General features: G+C 36.9%; 19 protein-coding genes. 14 read left to right on the forward strand and 5 right to left on the reverse strand.

Features of this window, described 5'->3' with window-relative positions; all coding sequences use genetic code 11:
• Positions 1-85 precede the first annotated feature (85 nt).
• Positions 86-1627, forward strand: a complete 1542-nt coding sequence (locus R2Q77_RS05025) for an aldehyde dehydrogenase family protein (RefSeq protein WP_316802613.1) — start codon at positions 86-88, stop codon at positions 1625-1627.
• Positions 1628-1690: 63 nt separating this feature from the next.
• Here the strand turns inward: R2Q77_RS05025 and R2Q77_RS05030 are convergent, their stop codons facing one another.
• On the reverse strand, positions 1691-4135 hold the full coding sequence (locus tag R2Q77_RS05030) for a TonB-dependent receptor domain-containing protein (protein WP_316802614.1): 2445 nt from the start codon (positions 4133-4135) through the stop codon (positions 1691-1693).
• A gap of 250 nt (positions 4136-4385) precedes the next feature.
• The gene (locus R2Q77_RS05035) at positions 4386-6065 is read right to left on the reverse strand and encodes a dipeptidyl-peptidase 3 family protein (protein WP_316802615.1); all 1680 of its coding nucleotides are present in this window, start codon (positions 6063-6065) and stop codon (positions 4386-4388) included.
• Positions 6066-6176: 111 nt separating this feature from the next.
• On the opposite strand from R2Q77_RS05035, the gene R2Q77_RS05040 reads away from it, so the two are divergent.
• Positions 6177-7013: an N-acetylmuramoyl-L-alanine amidase gene (locus R2Q77_RS05040; RefSeq protein ID WP_316802616.1), complete on the forward strand. Its 837-nt coding sequence runs from the start codon at positions 6177-6179 to the stop codon at positions 7011-7013.
• Positions 7014-7307: 294 nt separating this feature from the next.
• On the opposite strand, the gene R2Q77_RS05045 is transcribed toward R2Q77_RS05040, so the two are convergent.
• Entirely contained in the window at positions 7308-8966 is a 1659-nt protein-coding gene (locus R2Q77_RS05045; RefSeq protein WP_316802617.1) for a glutamine--tRNA ligase/YqeY domain fusion protein, read from the reverse strand.
• 117 nt (positions 8967-9083) lie between these two features.
• Here R2Q77_RS05045 and R2Q77_RS05050 point away from each other — a divergent pair, with 117 nt between their 5' ends.
• From R2Q77_RS05050 to R2Q77_RS05080, 7 genes are all read left to right on the forward strand, one after another.
• Positions 9084-9503: a cobalamin B12-binding domain-containing protein gene (locus tag R2Q77_RS05050; RefSeq protein WP_316802618.1), complete on the forward strand. Its 420-nt coding sequence runs from the start codon at positions 9084-9086 to the stop codon at positions 9501-9503.
• A gap of 2 nt (positions 9504-9505) precedes the next feature.
• Positions 9506-10285: an enoyl-CoA hydratase/isomerase family protein gene (locus R2Q77_RS05055; RefSeq protein WP_316802619.1), complete on the forward strand. Its 780-nt coding sequence runs from the start codon at positions 9506-9508 to the stop codon at positions 10283-10285.
• Positions 10286-10453: 168 nt separating this feature from the next.
• The gene (locus R2Q77_RS05060) at positions 10454-11866 is read left to right on the forward strand and encodes a sigma-54 dependent transcriptional regulator (protein ID WP_316802620.1); all 1413 of its coding nucleotides are present in this window, start codon (positions 10454-10456) and stop codon (positions 11864-11866) included.
• A gap of 68 nt (positions 11867-11934) precedes the next feature.
• Positions 11935-12984 carry an AI-2E family transporter gene (locus R2Q77_RS05065; RefSeq protein WP_316802621.1) on the forward strand — a complete coding sequence of 350 codons (1050 nt, stop codon included), beginning with the start codon at positions 11935-11937 and terminating at the stop codon, positions 12982-12984.
• Positions 12985-13059: 75 nt separating this feature from the next.
• Positions 13060-13326 carry a YtxH domain-containing protein gene (locus R2Q77_RS05070; RefSeq protein ID WP_316802622.1) on the forward strand — a complete coding sequence of 89 codons (267 nt, stop codon included), beginning with the start codon at positions 13060-13062 and terminating at the stop codon, positions 13324-13326.
• Between the two features lie 52 nt (positions 13327-13378).
• Positions 13379-13762, forward strand: coding sequence for a phage holin family protein (locus R2Q77_RS05075; protein WP_316802623.1), 384 nt, complete (start codon positions 13379-13381; stop codon positions 13760-13762).
• Positions 13749-14186 carry a hypothetical protein gene (locus R2Q77_RS05080; protein WP_316802624.1) on the forward strand — a complete coding sequence of 146 codons (438 nt, stop codon included), beginning with the start codon at positions 13749-13751 and terminating at the stop codon, positions 14184-14186. The genes R2Q77_RS05075 and R2Q77_RS05080 overlap by 14 nt, the downstream gene beginning before the upstream one ends.
• A 56-nt stretch (positions 14187-14242) precedes the next feature.
• Here the strand turns inward: R2Q77_RS05080 and aspS are convergent, their stop codons facing one another.
• Entirely contained in the window at positions 14243-15988 is a 1746-nt protein-coding gene (aspS, locus tag R2Q77_RS05085) for an aspartate--tRNA ligase (protein ID WP_316802625.1), read from the reverse strand.
• Positions 15989-16116: 128 nt separating this feature from the next.
• Positions 16117-16521: a DUF4440 domain-containing protein gene (locus R2Q77_RS05090; RefSeq protein ID WP_316802626.1), complete on the reverse strand. Its 405-nt coding sequence runs from the start codon at positions 16519-16521 to the stop codon at positions 16117-16119.
• Between the two features lie 174 nt (positions 16522-16695).
• On the opposite strand from R2Q77_RS05090, the gene R2Q77_RS05095 reads away from it, so the two are divergent.
• The 5 genes from R2Q77_RS05095 to R2Q77_RS05115 all read left to right on the forward strand — a co-directional run bounded on the left by R2Q77_RS05095 (position 16696) and on the right by R2Q77_RS05115 (position 21258).
• On the forward strand, positions 16696-17253 hold the full coding sequence (locus R2Q77_RS05095) for an RNA polymerase sigma factor (RefSeq protein WP_316802627.1): 558 nt from the start codon (positions 16696-16698) through the stop codon (positions 17251-17253).
• Positions 17246-17773 (forward strand): hypothetical protein, encoded by a 528-nt coding sequence (locus tag R2Q77_RS05100; RefSeq protein WP_316802628.1) that lies wholly within the window; start codon positions 17246-17248, stop codon positions 17771-17773. The genes R2Q77_RS05095 and R2Q77_RS05100 overlap by 8 nt, the downstream gene beginning before the upstream one ends.
• A gap of 141 nt (positions 17774-17914) precedes the next feature.
• The gene (locus R2Q77_RS05105) at positions 17915-19201 is read left to right on the forward strand and encodes a hypothetical protein (protein WP_316802629.1); all 1287 of its coding nucleotides are present in this window, start codon (positions 17915-17917) and stop codon (positions 19199-19201) included.
• A 114-nt stretch (positions 19202-19315) separates the two neighbouring features.
• The gene (locus tag R2Q77_RS05110; protein WP_316802630.1) at positions 19316-20626 is read left to right on the forward strand and encodes a DUF2268 domain-containing putative Zn-dependent protease; all 1311 of its coding nucleotides are present in this window, start codon (positions 19316-19318) and stop codon (positions 20624-20626) included.
• Between the two features lie 71 nt (positions 20627-20697).
• Positions 20698-21258: a TlpA disulfide reductase family protein gene (locus R2Q77_RS05115; protein WP_316802631.1), complete on the forward strand. Its 561-nt coding sequence runs from the start codon at positions 20698-20700 to the stop codon at positions 21256-21258.
• Positions 21259-21326 lie beyond the last annotated feature (68 nt).

Raw genomic sequence — 21326 nt, forward strand, 5'->3', positions numbered from 1 at the left:
TTACAATTTATAAGAAACTAAAATTTAATATGAAGCGGTTCTGTTAATTTTTTGTTTTTTTGTATAAACCACATATATAAAAATTATGCAAGCAGATATTAAATCAATTTTAAAAACATTAGGTGTCCAAGCCGAAAATGCTGCGTTTAGTACGGGCAGTAATTGGGGTGGAGAATCAAATTCGAAATCTTTAGAAAGCTTTTCTCCTGTTGATGGAAAAATAATTGCGACTGCAAAAATTGCCACGCCAGCCGATTATGAAACGGTTGTTGCCAAAGCACAAGAAGCATTTGTTTATTGGCGCACCATTCCTGCGCCTAAAAGAGGTGATGTGGTAAGGCAACTGGGCGATGCTTTAAGGGCAAATAAAGAAGCGTTGGGAACACTGGTTTCTTATGAGATGGGTAAGAGTTTACAGGAAGGTTTTGGTGAGGTGCAGGAAATGATTGATATCTGCGATTTTGCAGTAGGTTTATCGCGCCAGTTGTATGGTTTAACCATGCACAGCGAACGCCCTAACCACCGAATGTACGAACAGTGGCATCCGCTGGGTATTGTGGGTATTATTTCTGCTTTTAATTTCCCGGTTGCAGTTTGGAGCTGGAATGCTGCACTGGCTTTGGTTTGTGGAAATGTATGCATTTGGAAACCTTCAGAAAAAACACCTTTAACAGGTATTGCCTGCCAGCATATTTTAGCAAAAGTTTTTGAAACCAATAACGTTCCTGAAGGGGTTTCCAGCTTAATTATAGGTGATCGCGAAGTTGGCGAACTGATGACTAATGACGGGCGCGTGCCTTTGGTTTCTGCTACAGGGTCTACCCGAATGGGGAAAGCCGTTGCAGCTGCAGTAGGTGCACGTTTAGGGAAGAGTTTGCTGGAACTTGGTGGTAATAATGCCATTATTATTTCGGAACATGCTGATTTGGATATGAGCTTAATCGGTGCCGTATTTGGTGCGGTGGGTACAGCCGGACAACGCTGCACCTCCACCCGGAGATTAATTATTCACGAAAGTGTTTACGATACTTTTAAGGAGAAGTTGGTAAAAGCGTACGGACAAATCAGAATTGGAGATCCGTTGGATCAAAATAACCATGTAGGCCCCTTAATTGATACGGATGCAGTTGCGGCTTATCTTGATTCAATTGAAAAATGCAAAGCAGAAGGTGGAAATTTTGTGGTTGAAGGTGGTGTTTTAGAAGGTGGCGCTTACAGCAGTGGCTGTTATGTTAAACCTTGTATTGCCGAAGTTAAAAACGAGTATAAAATTGTACAACACGAAACATTTGCACCAATTTTATACCTGATTAAATATAAAACTTTAGATGAAGCTATTGCGCTGCAAAATGGTGTTCCTCAGGGTTTATCGTCGGCAATAATGACTTTGAACCTAAGAGAAGCAGAACAATTCCTGTCGGCGCAAGGCTCTGATTGTGGAATTGCCAACGTAAACATCGGTACATCAGGCGCAGAGATAGGAGGCGCATTTGGAGGCGAAAAAGAAACCGGTGGAGGTAGGGAAAGTGGATCTGATGCCTGGAGAGCATACATGCGCAGGCAAACCAATACCATTAATTATTCTGATACTTTGCCATTGGCACAAGGAATAAAATTTGATTTATAGAATTGATTTTAAAAAAAAAGCCCGGTTACCATTTGTAGCCGGACTTTTTTATGCTTGTATAAATTAGTTTTTCATCCTGTTTTGCTCAGATTCTAACCCTGTGCTTCTTCTTCTGGCTGGTTTAATTTCGTTCTGGCCAAAACGGTAAGTAAAGCTTATGCGCGCAACGCGGCTGTCGTAATTCTGACGGATGTTATAATCCAAGCCTGTTAACGTACTGTTTGCATTAAACCTTTGTGTTTTAAATACATCGCTTAACGAGAATTTTAAGTTCATTTTTTTCTCCATAAAAGATTTACTTAAACCCATATCCAGGCTGTAACGCTCTTTAATTGCAATGGTTCCACCATCTATCGGAGATTCGTAGCTGCCATTTAATTCGCCTGTAAAGCCTTTAACAATGGTAAAGGTATGTTGTGTTTTAAATTGAAAAGAGGTTTTATTTGTGCTTAATGGGCTGCCTCCAAGGTTTGGCGAATCATATTTTAAGTTAAAAACATTTAAGTTATTGTTGGTTTCCCACCACTTAAATAGTTTAACAGGTATATTAATGTTTAAGCCCCAAACTTCTTGCTTGGCTAAATTTTCATTTGTTTGGTACAGGGCTTTCCCGTCAGGAAGCAAGGCCTGGGTAATTAAATCGCTTGTTCTGCTGTAACTTAAAGAAGCGATATACTTTTTCATAAAAGTGTAATTCACCTCGAAATTATGCGTGTATTGCGGGTTTAAAAACGGATTACCTTTTTGATAAGTGTATTGATCCAGGTAATAGATGAAAGGGTTTAAATCATCATAACTTGGTCTGTCTATTCTTCGGCTATAAGAAAGGCCTAAATCGTTGTTTTTATCCAGGGTTTGGTTAATAAATACGCTGGGGAAGAAATCAAGATAATCTCTTTTTACAATTTTATTTTCTGTAATTGAGTTTCCTTTTGAGTTGGTTTGTTCTGCCCTTAATCCCAACTGGATGCTTGTAGATTTAAACTGCTTGTTTAAATTAACATAAGCTGCATTTACATTCTCATCATAAATAAACTGGTTGCTCCTGCTTGCATCATTCTTCCAGATATCGTTTACAAGCTGTTCGGCAGCAAAATTATTATTGGTGGTAACCCAGCTGCTTTTTAAACCCGCTTCAAATTTCATGGTTTTATTTATAGGCAAGGTATAATCTGCTTTAAGCGCCTTAATTTTAATATCCGTTGGAGTCGCATTTCGGGTAAAAAATGTTGGCCTGATAGGTGCGCCGCTTGCAAAATAATAGTTGTTGATGTAATTAATATCGCTGTTTCCTTTGTAATTCGAATAATCGGCATCAAAAGTTAGTTCCTGTCCGGCGGTATCCAAAACCGATTTATAATTAATGTTATAAGCAATATTTTTATAACTGTTTTTAGTAAAACTGGATGAGGTTGTAGTTGAATCTACTTTTGAAAAAGAAGGACCGATTAAGGTATTGTTGTCTTCCTGCTGATCACTTGTATTAGAATAACCGTTAACCAAAAAGCCAAGCGTATTGTTTTTGTTTAAGAAGATATCCAAACCGGCTTTATAACCATTGCTGTTGTTGTGGCGTAAGTTGCCACCACCCTGAGAAAAATAAGTATCGGGTTTTCCATCAACCCCTTTAGAAATCCGATCTATATAAATGTTTCTGCTGTTTTTATTGTAGAAGTAATTATAGTTACCATACAGGTTAAATTTTTTATCGCGGTGGTTTAAATCAATTCCGGCATTACCTCTGAAATTTTTACCTTGACCGGCACCAACATTTATGCTGCCATTTGTACCTGCGCTTTTACTTTTTTTAGTTTTAATATTGATGATTCCGGAATTACCGGCAGCATCGTATTTTGAAGAAGGATTGGTAATCAGCTCTATGGTTTCTATTTGCGAACTCTGCATGTTGCGTAATAAATTTGCCACATCAGCACTGCTCATATACGTTTGCTTACCATCCAGCATAATTAAAACACCTTGTTTGCCCTGCATAGAAATGTTGTCGTTCTGATCAACAGATACCCCTGGTGCTTTTTGCAAAAGTTCTAAAGCGGTAGATCCTGTGGCAATACTGCTGTTTTCTACATTCATAACCAGTTTATCGGTTTTGCGCTCAATTAAAGGCTTGGTAAAGGCAATGGTAACTTCCTTTAAGTTTTGGGATGTAGAACTTAATTGTGCCGATCCAAAATCTATTTTCTGATCTGTTTCTGCAAGTTTAACCGTTTTACTTTTCAGGGTTTTGTAGCCCATCATGCTTGCTTTGTAGTAATAATCACCTTTGGCAGATACTAAGAAAATAAAACTTCCACTCTGATCTGTAAAAGCTGTTTTAACAATACTTGAGTCTGCGGCTTTAAAAAGAACTACAGTAACGTAATCGGCCGGTTTATTATGTTCATCTAAAATAACACCTGTAACATTGCCCTTAGTGCCTGTTTGGGCATAAAGGTTGGTCATTGTAAAAGCAGTAGCGGCAGTTAATATTAGTTTGTAAAAAATGTTCATTTGAGGATGATTTTTAGTTTAAAAATTTAGCAAATAGCATCCTGCGCAGTGCGAACTACGCAAGCTTAATTTGCCGGCTTATTCAAAGTTTATTTCGGGAAATGAAAGCTTTCCCTTTGTTTTAGTTATGATTAAGACGATGGCTTTTTTAAAACGTTACAAGCATTTAAAAAAAAATGTAAAAGCTAAAAACAAAAAGCCCGGCTAACTATTACAGTTAACCGGGCTTTTACCCTAAATTATTCTTAAATTATTTTACGCCAAGTACATCTACACCTTGTTCAAAAACAACATCAACCGGAATGTTCTTTTTGGTTAAGCGATCCAGGTCTGTTTGTAATTCAGCCGGAACGATTGCCATTGTTTTTTGGGTTTTTTCAACAGCAGTTTTATCTCCATTACCTTGTAAAGTAATAATGAATGCGCTTAAATCATTCATGGCTATAGCAAACTTGTCAAAATTTACTTTATAGGTTCCTTTTGACGTGCGCTCGAAAGCACCTTTTTCTTTAAAATAATTAAAACATTGCATATTGGCTTTGCCATGCGCTTCTGATACACCAAAACGTACTGAGCGTAAAATGCCCGCCATAAAAGTGGTGTAGTAATCTTTTATATCACCCGTTAACTCGCCTTTTTTAAGTAAGCCTGTTACCATATATAAGCCTAATATGTCGGCTTTACCTTCTTCAAGCCAACTGTACTGTTCTTTTAAGGCCTCCCGAACGAAACCTTTGCCTGTAATGGTTTTTTTAATTCCAAGTCCATGTGCAACTTCGTGAAACATAACATTTGCAAAAAATGCGTCAAATTTAATGTACTGCTGTTGATCGGCATCGATTAACTCTTTGGCTATTGGAACAAGAATTTTATCAAATTTAGCCTTCATCGCATTTTTAAGCTGAGAACGGCGTGTGCCTTTTTCCTGCTGAATCTTTTCATCGTTAGGTAAATTTACGGCAATGGTTTTAGATCCCGCATTACAATCTCCGGCATAATACACAACATCATAAGCGTTCAATTCAGAATCTGTACCCGGTGTTTCCGTTTTGTATTTTGCGGCAACAGGTAAGCCTTTCTGTAAATCAGGAAGCATTTTAACATACTTGGCTAAGCGTTTGCTCCATTCTTTATCTTTGATTAAAACATAAGCCTCATAACTGGTACGGGCGTTAAATAGTTTATCTTCATAATTTTCAATAGGACCGATAATAATATCCAGCCCATTGGTTTTCATGTCTAACCAGGCGTAATCGCTTGCCGTAAAATTATCAGTTACCAAAGCATCAGCCCTGAGGTTGAGGTATTTTTTTAAGCCTGTATCTTCAGTTATTAATGCTGCCTGTTTTAATAATGAGGAAGCTTTTTGTAATTCAGAGGCAAAAAGAACATGGTAAGGAACTGTGCTTAACTTGCCCGTACTGTCTTTTTTAACCACAGAGTAAGCACCAAATTTATCAGCCAAATCAGATTTTTCGATCGTTTCCTTACTTATGCCGTACGGATAAAAAGATGCGCCTTCTGGCTTGGCGCCAACTCCGGTAACAAAGGGTTTGTCATTGTTCAACCTATCCCAGGGGCCATAATTAATGTTTACAAAATCGCGGGTTTTTTCGTCCTTAATTGTTGCAAGTAAACTATCGCGCTGCGGATAAGCTTGTTTCCAGTAAAGTTCATCCATAATTTCTGCCGCCTGAATTAAAAGCGGCAATATTTTACGGTCGTTAACACTTAATTCGTTAATGTTGGTTGTTAGCTTAACCCTTTCGTAAATAGGTAAACGATGCGCTACATAATCAACCAGGCTATCCCTTTGCTCCGTTGCCCCAGTATTGTCAGTTGATTTTGGATTGCTTGTGCAGGCTGAAAAAATGCTTGCTGAGAAGGCTAACGCCGATAAAAGTATGGTAGGTTTGTACAAATTTTTCATTCTTAAATTATATCGCTGCTAAATTAGTAAAATTTGAAAGCTTTGTATAAAGTTTGATGGAATGGATGAAGTTTAGCCTAACTTTGTAAATCATTTTTTAATATTGCAGCCATGGCATCTATCATTTCTTCAAAATTTCTGTCTTACTTTACCATTGCAGGCATTGCATTGCTTTCTGCCTGTACAACAAGTAAATATGCAGCTTCGGAAAAGGTTTACAAAGATAAAACTAAGGATTTTGCAAAAATAATTACAGCCACCCCACCGGTGGGCCAGTTATATGATTCGTTAATGGCGAGCAATCAGCAATGGATCGGTTCGGTGAATTTTGGAATCCGTAAACCCAATTTTGTTATTATCCACCATACCGCACAAGATAGTTTAGCACAAACAATTAAAACCTTTACCCTTACCAGAACGGGCACCAGTGCACATTATGTGATTGGCCGAGATGGTAAAGTTGTGCAAATGGTTAATGATTACCTGAGGGCAAACCATGCTGGTGTTAGTAAGTGGGGGAAAGATACAGACTTAAATTCTTCGTCTATAGGTATTGAAATGGATAATAACGGAACAACTGATATTTGGACCGATGCACAGATTAACAGCTTGATAAAACTTTTAGCTACGCTGAAAAAGAAATATAATATCCCTACGGCCAACTTTATCGGGCATGCAGATATTGCTCCAAAACGCAAACCAGATCCTAATAATTTTCCGTGGAAAAAGCTTGCCGACAAAGGTTTTGGTTTTTGGTACGACGATGTGCTTAAAAACCCGCCTGCAGATTTTGACACAACCAATGCTTTAAAGCTTATAGGTTATGATACAAGCGATTTAGGTGCGGCAATTACCGCATTTAAACGCCATTTTATACAAAGTGATTTAACGCCCAAACTTACCCCGGTTGATATTTTGGTGTTGTATAACGTGTATACGAAGTATTAAATCCTTTAGGGTTACAATTATACCTTTTTACGTTCTTTGCGGGGGGTAACGACAAAACATTGGTTTTAAAGATTTCTCGGCTACGCTCGAAATGACGAATGGATTGATTAACTCTATTTAAGCATGTTCTCGATTACTTAATACGTCGCCCCGAATTTATTTCGGGGTCTTTCCCGCTAACAGGTTGCTGAAATAAAAATAGCCACAGAAATCAGATTAACACAGGGGAGCTTAAAACTCTTTTCCGTGCTGCTCTTATTTCTGTGGCTTTATACCAAAAGGGAATTTATTCCTTTAGTTGGGCTTCTTAAAAGTATCTTTTAAAGTAACCGTTCTGTTAAATACCAGTTTTTCTGCAGTAGAATCTTTATCAAGGCAGAAATAACCTTTACGGATAAACTGGTAACGGCTTTCTAAATCTGCATTTGCCAATGCAGGTTCGATATAAGCATTTGGTAAAATGGTTAAACTGTCAGGGTTTAAATAATCTTTAAAGTCGCCTTCTTCAGCATCAGGAGTTTCAGAAGTAAATAAACGATCGTATAAACGGATTTCGGCTGTTTTGGCATGTGCTGCACTAACCCAATGGATTGTTCCTTTAACATTTAAACCGCTGTTATCATTTCCACTTTTTGAATCAGGGAAGTAAGTACAGTGAATTTCGGTTACTTGGCCATTTTCATCCTTCACAAAATTTTCGCACTTAACAATGTAGGCAAATTTTAAACGTACCATAGATCCCGGTGCTAAGCGGAACCATTTTTTTGCCGGAACTTCCATAAAATCTTCACGCTCAATCCACAATTCATTGTTGAAAGGAATAACACGTGTACCACCACCATCTTCAGCCTCAGGATTATTTTCGCCAATTAAATCTTCACTTTGTCCTTCCGGATAGTTGGTAATGACCAATTTAATCGGATCTAAAACGGCCATTACACGGTTGGCCGATTTGTTTAAATCTTCACGAATGCAAAATTCCAATAAGCTCAGTTCAATCAGGTTTTCGCGTTTTGCAATCCCTATACGTTCGCAAAACTCGCGAACACTCTTAGGCGTAAAACCTCGTCTGCGTAAGCCCGAAATAGTAGGCATGCGGGGATCATCCCAGCCATTTACTAAATTTTCATTTACCAGTTGAAGCAGCTTACGCTTGCTCATTACGGTAGATGTAAGGTTTAAACGGGCAAACTCGTACTGTTTTGATGGAAAAATTTCCAGTTTCTCTATAAACCAGTCATATAGTTCGCGGTGCGAAACATATTCCAGGGTACAAATAGAATGCGTAATGTTTTCTATACTATCACTTTGTCCGTGGGCAAAATCATACATTGGATAAATGCACCATTTATTACCCGTACGGTGATGTTCGGCATGTTTAATACGGTAAATTATAGGATCGCGCATTAACATATTCGGACTTGCCATATCAATTTTAGCCCTTAAAATATAAGCGCCATCGCCAAATTCACCATTTTTCATCCTGGTAAAAAGATCAAGGTTTTCCTCAATGCTTCGGTTTCGGTGGGGACTATCTTTTCCTGGCTCGGTTGGCGTACCTTTTAATGCTGCAATTTCGTCAGCACTACTCTCGTCAACATAAGCCAATCCTTTTTGAATCAGTTTTACGGCAAAAGCGTACAGCTCATCAAAATAATTTGATGCATACAGTTCATTTTTCCAGCTAAATCCAAGCCATTTTATATCTTCCTGCTGACTGTTAACATATTCAGTTTTTTCAGTTACCGGGTTGGTATCATCAAAGCGTAAGTTTGTATAGCCGCCATATTTTTGCGTTAAACCAAAGTTTAAGCATATGGCTTTAGCGTGGCCGATGTGTAAATAACCATTTGGTTCGGGTGGAAAACGCGTAACCAATGTTTTATACTTACCACTATTTAAGTCGTTCTCAACAATCTCTTCTATAAAGTTCAATGACTTTTCTTCACTCATAAAAACCTGTAAATTAAGGATGCAAAGTTAAAAAGATTGAGCGTAATTCTTCTTGTTTTAGTTAATGATTAATTTCAGAATCAAAATCTATACATTTACACCAACTTAATATTCAATATGAGCAAAATATTAAACCGCCCAATACGCGTTTTGGTGGCAAAAGTTGGCCTTGATGGTCATGATCGCGGCGCCAAGGTTATTGCTACTTCTCTTCGGGATGCAGGCATGGAAGTAATCTATACCGGATTAAGGCAAACGCCCGAAATGGTGGTGAATACAGCTTTGCAGGAAGATGTTGATGCCATCGGAATTTCTATCCTTTCAGGTGCACACATGACCGTTTTTCCGAAAATTATCCATTTTATGAAAGAAAAACAACTGGACGACGTTCTTTTAACAGGTGGAGGAATTATTCCCGAAGCCGACAGAGCAAAGCTTGCCGAATTGGGCGTTGGAGAATTATTTCCGCCGGGCACAACAATGGCAAGCATTGTAGCGTACATACAAAATTGGGTTACTGAACACAGAAATTTTTAATTATGGCATATCAGAATTTATTAACAGAAATTAAAGAAGGTATTTTTTACATTACGATCAATCGTGAAAAGGCATTAAATGCGTTGAATAAGGATACATTGGCAGAACTTGCCGATGCAATTGCATTTGCTGGTAAAACCGACGAAGTGAGAGGGGTGATTTTAACCGGTGCAGGCGAAAAGGCTTTTGTTGCAGGTGCAGATATTAAAGAGTTTTCTGATTACAATGGAAAACAAGGAGAAGAATTGGCTCAGCGTGGACAAAATGAAGTATTTAATGCAATAGAAAATGCTCCAAAACCATTTATTGCTGCAATAAATGGTTTTGCGTTAGGTGGCGGATTGGAACTGGCCATGGCTTGTCATATGCGTATAGCATCTGATAACGCAAAGTTAGGCTTGCCAGAAGTTACTTTAGGCTTAATTCCCGGATATGGTGGTACACAACGTTTAACCCAGTTGGTTGGTAAAGCAAAAGCCATTGAAATGATTACAACAGCCAACATGGTTACGGCGGTTGATGCTGAAAAAATTGGCTTGGTAAATTATGTAGTTCCGCAGGCAGATTTGATTAGCAAAGCCCAGGATATTTTAAATGTAATTAAACAAAGAGCACCTTTAGCGGTTGCTGCTGCAATAAAGTCTGTTGTTTCCTCTATAAACGGATCAGAAGGTTATAAAACTGAAATTGCTGAATTTGGAAAATGTTTTGAAACGGCAGATTTTAAAGAGGGTGTAGCCGCATTTGTGGAGAAAAGAAAAGCGATTTTTAAAGGGAATTAAATTTTTGCCTGATAATGCGGTTTTAATTAAAAAAGTGTGGAGAAAATTTCCCACATTGATTTTTTTTAAGTAATTATGTGCAGTCAAATCTCTAAAGCAGCTTTAAGGTATATCATGTTAGGCATATAACTGAAGTCTTTTCAGATTAACTATAAAGGACTACTCCTAATGAAAAAGAAGATACTGATAATCGATGATGAAGTAAACATTGGGCTTTTACTTTCAAAATTTTTAGTTAGAAATGGGTTTATTGTTTCCAATGCCATAACTGGCAACTCTGCCCTTGAAATTCTGGCTAATGAAACATTCGATCTTGTTCTCTGTGATTATCGTTTAGACGATACCGACGGCAAAGAAATTCTGATAAAAATTAAAGATAATTACCCAACAACTGGGGTAATTATTATAACGGGTTACTCTGATATTAAACTGGCGGTTGAGCTTATAAAACTGGGCGCTTACGATTATATAACCAAGCCATTATATCCTGACGAAATACTAAATACCATTAACAAAGCACTTGAAACGCAAAGGGCACTTAATGAAAGAAAAAGTTCTGGTCAGGAAAATAACAGCGGAGATGGCGAATATATTAACAACACCGAATACATTGATGGTAAAAGTGAGGTGTCCGCAAATTTGTTAAAACAGATTCAGCTAATTGCGCCAACATCTTACAGCATAATTTTAACCGGAAAAAGTGGCACCGGTAAGGAAGCGGTTGCCAAAACCATCCACTTAAATAGTTTAAGAAAAGATAAACCTTTTATCGCCATGGATTGCGGTTCCTTAACCAAAGAGCTTGCAGGGAGTGAGTTTTTTGGTCACGAAAAGGGCTCATTTACCGGGGCTTTATACACTAAAATAGGTCACTTCGAACAAGCTAATGGGGGTACATTGTTTTTGGATGAGATCGGAAATTTATCATACGAAATCCAGGCAACTTTATTAAGAACCGTACAGGAACGGAAAGTAAAGCGAATTGGAAGTACAAAAGAAATTGATCTGGATGTGCGTATTATTGTGGCAACAAACGAAAATCTTGCTGAGAATATATTAAAAGGAACATTCAGGGAAGATTTATACCATCGTTTTAATGAATTTTCTATTCACCTTCCATCCTTAAAAAAGCGTGGAAACGACATTCTGATTTTTGCTAATAAATTTCTTGCCATTGCAAACCAGGAATTAAATAAGAACATCAAAGGGTTTTCTGAAGGGGTAAAAGATTGCTTTTTAAATTACAGCTGGCCGGGAAATGTCCGCGAATTAAAAAATGTAATCAGGCGTGTGGCTTTATTAACAGATACCAGTATCATTCAGGTAGATGTTTTACCACTGGAACTGGCTAATAATGTCAAATTTTATGATGCTGATAAACAGCTTTCGCAAACTAAAAGCAAGTCGGCTGATAAGCCAAAAGATTTAAAAAACGCTGCGCAGGAAGCAGAATACAATACCATTTTAAGTGTACTTAAAGAGGTAAATTTCAATAAAACCAAGGCCGCCAAAATTTTAAAGATTGATAGAAAAACACTCTACAATAAAATTAAAGGTATCAAGATCGAGGATTTAGAATAAATAAATTTGAATAAAACAAAATTACCGGTTTTAGCATTTTAAAGAATACCCAATCATCCCAAATTATTATGTCGGTATTCTCCTATAAGCAGCGCAACAATATAAACCTTGTTATTATAATAGCACTTGGAATATTAATTGCTTATTCGTTACAAAGTATATTTAGTGCAATTTTAAGTACATTAGTGCTTTACACCATCATGCGGCCAGCCTATATTTACCTGGCAGAGAAAAAAGGATGGAACAGAAGACTCGCTGCCCTGTCGTTAATTACAGTTAGTATAATTGTTATTATTCTGCCTTTTTATGGTTTAAGCAGCATGGTTATCAGTAAAATTTCCGAACTCCGGAATAACGAAATATTTTTTAAAAATATTCTGGTCAAGCTTCAGCATTTAATCCCTGTAAAAATTAATCAGGAGTTAATCCAGGAAGGATTAAACAGGCTCGGGAACTGGGCTACACAACTTTTTCCCTCACTGATATCAAGTGCCGTAAATATTATTCTAAGCTTGCTTGTAATGTATTTTTTACTCTACTTTATGCTGATCGAGCGTAAAAAATTTGAGCGATCCTTAATTAAATATGCCCCGTTAAGGGAACAAAATGCATTGCGTTTTGGAGATGAAATGCGCAATACTACTTACGCAAATGTACTTGGCCAGGGGCTTATTTGCCTGGTGCAGGGTTCTTTAGTTAGTTTATCCTTCTACGTTTTAGGTTATCAGGATGCCATATTCTGGGGCGTGGTTACCACGTTTATATCATTTGTTCCGGTTTTAGGGCCACCGGTTGTTTTTGTGCCAGCTGCCATTTTGCAAATCGCCAATGGACATAACTTTGAAGGGTGGGCTATGCTTATCTTTGGCTTTGTGGTGATTATTAATATCGATAACGTACTCAGATTTATCATTGCAAAAAAAGTTGGCAACATTCATCCCATTATAACAGTAATTGGCGTAATTATTGGTATACCATTATTCGGTATATTAGGACTTGTTTTTGGTCCCTTGCTATTGTCTTATTTTATATTGCTCGTTAAAATTTATGAAAACAGTACGCTGGCTTCAGAAAGATTAGAAAGAATTAAAACAAATAACGAGCTAAATGAGTTATAAATTATAGCTTAACAATAAAATACTATAGTAGTTAGTATATTGTACATGAATTGTTAACCCTTAAAATACATAATTATGAATGATAACTCAAAAGTTGTAGTTGCCCTTTTAGCTGGCTTAGCAGCCGGTGCTGCCTTAGGTATCTTATTTGCACCAGAAAAAGGTGAGGAAACACGCGATAAATTAAGCCAGTCATTAAAAGATCTTGGCGATTCTATTAAAGATAAAGCAGCAGACGAAATCAATAACCTATCTAACTTGAAAGATAAAGTTGTGAGCTCCATTAAAACTAAACTGAGAAGTGTTGAAGAAGAATATAGCGATGATGTAGAGCACGCTTAATTTATAAAATATAAGCCGGGTAAATTCTGCCCGGTTTAAATACATCTAAACTATGCAAGAAAACAAAGAGAAAGGTATTGAAGATTTGGTGAAAGATGCCAAAGGCTATTTAGACGCAAGAATAGAATACACAAGATTATACCTTGTTGAAAAGGCTTCTAAAGTATTTGCAGATTTGGTAACAAGTACGGCAGTAATTGTATGCTTTATCCTTGCATTTTTGTTTGGTTCAGTAACATTAGCTTTATACTTATCATCAGTTTTGCATAGCTATGCCGCAGGTTTTGGTTGTGTATCTTTAATTTATATTGCGCTGGCTATAATTGTTTACCTTACTAAAGATAAATATATTGAGAAAGCAATTATTAATGTAGCCATTAGAAAATACTTTGATAAATTAGCTGATAAAGAGGAGGATGAAGATGAGAAGTTATAAAACCATCAGAAATCTGGAAGACCTTCAGGCAAAAAAACTTGAACTTAAGGTAGAATATACCTTAAAACAAAGTATGCTGAAAACGGATGGTAAAGCTTTTATTCATCAGTTTACTTTAGGTTCTCTAATTAAAAAATATGCTACACCAAGCAATTTGTTTAAGGTAGACGATAAGTTTAACATCAGCGGTACAATTATGTCGTTGTTGTTGCCTATGTTCATGAACAAAACCATTTTTAGAGGCTCAGGTCTTTTAACCAAAGCAGTTGTAGGGCTTGCTTCAGGCAAATTGGGCAAATCTTTAGATGCAGAACATTTATCAGCAATCTTTAATTCAGTAAAAGGTTGGTTTGGTAAAAAGGGAGAAAAGAAAGACAAGAAATTTATCGATTACGGCATACCGCCCGATAGCGAAACATATTAAACAAAAAAGCCTTGACACATGTCAGGGCTTTTTTGTTAATGATGTAATAAGGTTACTTACAAATCTGTTTTAATTTTCAACTCCTTTAATTGTTTCTCATCAATTGTACTTGGACTATCAATCATAACATCGCGTCCTGAATTGTTTTTAGGGAAAGCAATTACATCACGAATTGAGTCTAAACCTGCAAAGATTGAAGTTAAACGATCAAAACCAAATGCAATACCACCATGAGGAGGTGCACCAAATTCGAAAGCATCCATTAAGAATCCAAATTGTTTTTGAGCCTCTTCCGTGCTGAAACCTAAATGTTTAAACATTAAAGCCTGTAATTCTCTATCGTGAATACGAATAGAACCTCCGCCAATTTCAGTTCCGTTAATGACCATATCGTAAGCATTTGCACGTACTTCACCAGGATTGGTATCTAACATGGCAATATCCTCAGGTTTTGGCGAGGTAAACGGATGGTGCATGGCATGGTAACGTTCAGTTTCCTCATCCCATTCTAAAAGCGGAAAATCTAAAACCCAAAGGGCAGAGAATGTATTTTTATCACGTAAGCCCAAACGGTTGCCCATTTCTAAACGAAGCTCATTTAATTGCTTGCGAACTTTATCTGTTGTGCCAGCCAAGATTAAAAGTAAATCTCCTTTTTCTGTCTCAAAAGCCTCACTCCATTGTTTTAAATCGTCTTCATTGAAAAATTTATCTACAGAAGACTTAATAGTTCCATCTTCGTTATGGCGGGCATAGATTAAACCTGTAGCCCCTATTTGCGGGCGTTTGATAAAGTCTGTTAATTCATCTAACTGCTTACGTGTGTAGTTTGCCGCTCCTTTTGCATTAATGCCCACAACCAATTCTGCATTGTCGAAAACAGGAAATCCTTTTCCTTTTACCAAACCATTAAGCTCCACAAATTGCATTGCAAAACGAGTATCAGGTTTATCAGAACCATATAAACGCATAGCATCTGCATATTGCATGCGCGGTACCTCAGGCAAATCGTAATTGCGAACCTCTTTAAATAAGGTACGGATTAAACCTTCGAAAGTGTTTAAAATATCTTCCTGCTCAATAAACGACATTTCACAATCAATCTGTGTAAATTCAGGTTGGCGATCTGCGCGTAAATCCTCATCCCTGAAACATTTAACAATTTGAAAATATCTGTCAAAACCAGAAACCATTAACAATTGCTTAAAGGTTTGAGGAGATTGTGGTAAAGCATAAAATTCTCCACCGTTCATACGGCTTGGCACAACGAAATCTCGCGCACCTTCTGGCGTAGATTTAATTAAAACAGGCGTTTCTACTTCGATAAAATCTAAAGCATCTAAGTAGCGGCGAACCGACTGCGCCATTTTATGGCGTAAAACCAGGTTATTGCGAACCGGATTACGGCGCAAATCCAGGTAACGGTATTTCATGCGCAGTTCATCCCCTCCATCCGTTTCATCGTCAATTAAAAATGGAGGTAACTTGGCCGGATTTAATATTTCTAAAGCGGTAATTTTAATTTCTACATCACCTGTAGACATTTTTGGGTTTTTGTTGCTTCTTTCCACAACGGTACCACTGGCTTTAATCACAAACTCACGACCTAAGGTACGCGCTTGTTCACAAAGTTCACGGTTATCATCCATGTTAAAAACCAACTGAGTAATACCATAACGATCGCGGATATCTATAAATGTCATGCCGCCTAAATCTCTTGATTTTTGTACCCAACCACACAGGGTTACACTTTCGCCTAAATTTTGAAGGCTTAATGCACCACAAGTTACTGTTCTTAACATAATTATAATTCTATTTTGAGCGGCAAAAATACCGATTTTGTTTTAAAGTTTGTGGATGAAGATTTAAGGATTTTTAATTTAAAGTTATCTGCTGTCTGGTAACTAAAATTATTTTACAGGAGATTATCTTAATACTTTTCTTCCAGGGTTATCTCTACACTAATAATTTTCCAGCGGCCATTAATGTTTTTCCACTGATAAATTTCCTCTGTTTGGATGGTTTGTTTTTTAGAAAAAAAAAGGAGTTTTTTTACCAGAAGTATGGATTTTCTGGCAATTTTTTCAAGGAAAACTCCTTCCTCAAATGAAAATTTAATGCGGTAATGAGTAGTGTCAACCTTATTTGTTTTGTTAAAATATCGGTCAACTTCTGTAGCCAATTGCTTTTTATCCAGGATTTCGCCATTCGCTTCCACATATCTTACACCTTCATCAAAATAACTTAAGTAAGTTGTTGCAGATTTAGTTGTTAAAGCTTCGTTTATATCTTTATGCGCTTCGTCTATTGCTTTGATGATTAAATCGGTTTCCATGGCATGAAGTTAATTGTTTGTTTCAGTGATTTCAAATTTATGATGATTAAGTGCACGATTTTCCACAATTGTAAGCCGGGCTAAATACAGTATAAACCAAATTGTTGATTTTTTTTATACCTTGATGCAACGTTTTAATTTTCCCTATGTCTTATAAACAGAATCAACGAAATTTTGGAAGCCGTATACGTCGATAAGAACCTTCAATTAGTGAAAGAATGCATGCAGGGCAGCCGGGCAGCGCAGTTTGAATTGTATAAACTGTATGCAAAGGCAATGTATAATGTGGCGTTGCGCATTCTGAATTATGAAGAAGAAGCAGAAGATGTTTTGCAGGAAGCTTTTTTGGATGCATTTACCCGGATTGTTGATTTTAGGCAGGAAACTACCTTCGGACTTTGGCTAAAGCAGATTGTAATTAATAAATCAATCAATTACCTCCGTAAACGGAAATTCGAATTTGTAGGTACAGATGAAATTGCAGAGGTTCCGGATGAGTTAAGTGCTGATGATTATGATGTGCAACTGCAGGCAGATGAGATCAGAAAAGCCATTACTGAATTGCCTGATGGATATAGAGTGGTGCTAAGTTTGTATTTGTTAGAGGGTTATGATCATGAAGAGATCTCGCATATTTTAAAAATAAGTGAAAACACAAGTCGTACCCAATACATGCGGGCCAAGAAAAAATTAAAAAGTATTTTAGAATCGAAAGGGATGAGAGATGAATAATAGATTAGAAACCTTTGTTAAGGAGAACCGGAGAGCGTTTGATGTGCACGAGCCATCAGCAGGGCTTTGGGCAAAGATAGAGCAGGAGCTGGATAGCAAAAAGAAAAAAAAGCCGGTAAACCTGTATTTATGGATCAGTGCGGCAGCATCTATCGTAATTGTTTTAGGTTTAACCTGGCTTTACGCAGGAAGAATGTCAAATCGAGACATAGAAATCGCTGATGTTAATGCTGCCATTGCAAAAAAAGAAATTCATTTTGCAGGTTTAATTACCGAAAAGCGCGATAGCCTGGCCATTTTTGCTTCTGCAAATCCTGGTTTATATAAAAAATTTACCAGTGATTTAAGAAAGCTGGATGAAGATTACGAAAGGTTAAAAGCAGAGCTTCCAACTACACCAAATCAACTTTTTGTAGTTAAAGCAATGGTTAAAAACCGCGAACTCCAATTACAATTATTAAAACAACAATTGATGATTATTAACCAGGTTGACGATTATAAAAGAGTTAACCAGATATAATTAAACGGCAGATGCAAAAAATAGTGATGGTAAAATCTTGATACCTGAGTACACTATCAGTTAATGAAAATACGCTCATTGTATTTAAAAAATTAAGCCAGCCGGCAGGTTTAGATTTTTAAATGTTTAAAAATTAGAAACATGAAAACGATTAAAATATTTTTAGCCTTTATGGCTTTAGTTGCCGTAAAAACCAATGCACAACAGGTAAGTGTGCCAAATAACACATCTGAAAGCTATGCAGTAAATACAATTAGCGCTGCATCTGTAAGTAAATTGGTTATTAATCAGGATGTACAATCGGGAAGTGATGCTGAAAAAACAAAAACGTTTAGCAAAAGCTTTTCTATCGATGGTAGCGATAAAATTAATTTGAATAATCAATACGGTTCCATCTTGATTAAGACCTGGGATAAAAAAGAATTTCGTGTTGATGTAGACATAAAGGTGTACAGTAACTCAAGTAGCGATGTTCAGAAATTGCTGGATGAGGTAAGTATCGATGCCGTTAAAAATGGCGATTTAGTATCCGTTAAAACTGTAATGGGCGAAAGAAATGGTCGTTACGGCAGAAGCGTTAGAAATGGTGTGACCACCTGGCGCAGGGAAATTAAAGTAAATTATGTAGTTTATATGCCCTCAGCTAACCCACTTACCGTATCGCAACAATATGGTAATGTAGATTTAGGTAATTTTTCTGGGCCAACCTCCTTTAAAGTCCAGTATGGAAACCTTACAGCCGGCAATTTAAGCAACAGCAACAACTATATTAATGTTCAGTATGGTAAAGCAGATATTCAGGACTTAAATGCAGCAGTTGTAAAACACGAATACGGTGGAGGTGTTACCATAGGTGCTGTTGGCACTTTGGATCTGGATGCACAATATGTTACCGTAAATGTAAACAGCATTAGAAAATCTGCCGATCTTAAAGTTGAATATGGTGGAGGATTAACTGTAGGCAACATAGGAGGGAATTTATTATTGAATACCGAATATGCTAAAGTAAATATCAATAATGTTAAAGGTAATGCTGTAGTTAAACAGGGTTATGGTAGTTTGTCAATTGCCAGTGCAGGTAAACTTACCTTAAAAACGGAGTACACAAATGTTACACTGGGTACTTTAAATGGTGATGCAAACATTAATATGGACTATAACCGCTTAAATGTAGCTGAAATTACGCCTGCTTGTAAAAGTTTCACTTTTGTTGGAGAATACGTAAGTGTTGGATTGGGCTTTGGAAGTGGTTATAATGCAAATTTTAACGTTTCTACTTCTTATGCCGGATTTAAATACGGCTCGAATGTAACTTCACGATCAGCAGGTGACGATGATGAAATTAAAAGATATACCGGAAAAATCGGATCAGGTGGATCATCTGCCGTTTCGATAAAATCTGAATACGGTTCTATCGTCTTTAAATAAAAAAAATTAAAACCAAACAAGTTAGGTCTTGGCTATCATAGTCAGGACTTTTTTTAGTTAAAAATGTAACACATTAAAATCAAAAAAAAATAAAAGAACTAAAAGATCATTTATATGCAGCAGCTCTTCAAAGTATTGTTTTTTAACCTGGCATTTGTATCGGTTATTTATGCGCAACAACCTAAACAAAGTATCATTACAACCGATATTGATAATTTTTGGACCGCTTTTGATCAGCTTAAAACAACTACCGACAGTTTAAAACAATTGGATATTCTGCAGCAATGGTATGTAGATAAAGGAACGCCTGGCTTAAAAGCTTTTATGGAAGCTAAAGGTTATACCACCGCCTTATGGTTAAAATGTATTCGTGATTATCCTAAATACTGGGCTTCAATCCGGCCGAAAACGTATCAAGTTAAAAACCTGAGTAAACAATTTGATCCTTACCTGAAGAAGTTTAAACAGCTTTATCCAGAATTAAAGCCTGCACATATCTATTTTTGCATTGGTGCTATGCGTTCTGGAGGAACAACCCAGGGCGATAAGGTATTAATTGGAGCCGAATTGGCAACAGGTAATCCGGAGGTAGATCTTTCTGAACTGCCAAAAAATATTCAGACCTGGCTTAGTACCTATTTTGGAACCAATCCTTTTAAAGATATTGTATTGTTAAACATGCATGAATATGTGCATACACAAGAAAAGAGATCTGGAAATACCTTGTTGGCGCAAAGTCTTTTCGAGGGTACTGCCGATTTTGTAGCTGAATTAATTACGGGTAAAGTTCCTGGTATGCCGTACATGACTTATGGCAAAGCGCACGAAGTTGAACTGAAACAAAAATTTAAAGCCCAAATGTTTTTGACTAATTATGGCGATTGGCTTTACAATGGAGCCTCGAATACTTTTGGAGTTGGTGACTTAGGTTATTACATGGGCTATTCTATATGTAAAAACTATTATAATCAGGCTAAAAATAAAAAAACAGCTATCAAAGAATTAATTGAGCTGGATTACGGCGATGATGAGATTGTAGAAAATTTTCTAAGAAAGACCAATTACTTTGAAGGGGGATTTAATAAGGAAGAAATAATACAAGCTTATGAAAGTAAGAGGCCGGTTATTACCAAGCTTGATCCGTTTGCCAACGAAGACACAGCAGTTAACCCTGAACTGAAAGAAATGCAATTTCATTTTTCAAAACCCATGAAAAACAGGTATTCTATAAGTTATGGAAAAGGAGGGAAAGAAAGCTTTCCCCTGAGCAAAATTGTAGGCTTTTCTGAAGACAAGAAAATACTTACAATCAAAATGGAACTAAAACCTGGTAAGTCTTATGATTTTTTAATTACGGACCGGAGTTTTCAATCAGAAGATGGCTATCCCCTTGTTGAATTTCCTGTTAACTTTAAGACTAAATAAATACAACCAAATAAACCAGACCAATATGAAGCTTCGTCATTGACGAGGCTTTTTTTATATTTAGGCTCATTATGAAAACTTATTTATTCTTTTTTCTCTTTACAGGTGCATTTTTATTTGGACGTGCTCAAAGTACACCCGTAAAATGGGCTACTCAGGAAACATTTTTTGAAGAGCTGGAAGAGAAAAGTTTACCCGATTTTAGAGGCTTAACGGTAAATAAAGTCCCTTTTTTTAGGTCAGAACTTGAAAATCAAGTGGTGCTGATTAATTTCTGGTTTGAGAAATGCCCGCCCTGCATTGCAGAAATGCCCGAACTGAATAAGTTAGTAGATCAATATGCGGCTAAAGGCGTTCGGTTTATTGCCATCACATATGATTTACCTCATGCTGCTAAAAAATTCCAAAAACGAAATGGTTACAAGTATGAAATTGTTTCCTTAAGTATGGATGAAATAAGAAAATTGAATATTAACCATGGCTTCCCTTCTAATATTTTAATTGGCAAGGATGGGAAAATACACTATGCAATGGCAAATGTATCCTTCTCAGATAAAATGCCTGAGTTTAAAGCCAAATCTTTAGTGCTGGAAGAAAAGCTTAAAACAGAAATCGCCAAGGCCACAAAATAACGGTCAAATCGGGGAGGTTGGCAACACAAATAATTCTTAGAAAGAACCAAACCAAATCCTTGAAAATC

The sequence above is a fragment of the Pedobacter nototheniae genome (assembly GCF_032678625.1).
GTDB lineage: Bacteria > Bacteroidota > Bacteroidia > Sphingobacteriales > Sphingobacteriaceae > Pedobacter > Pedobacter nototheniae_A.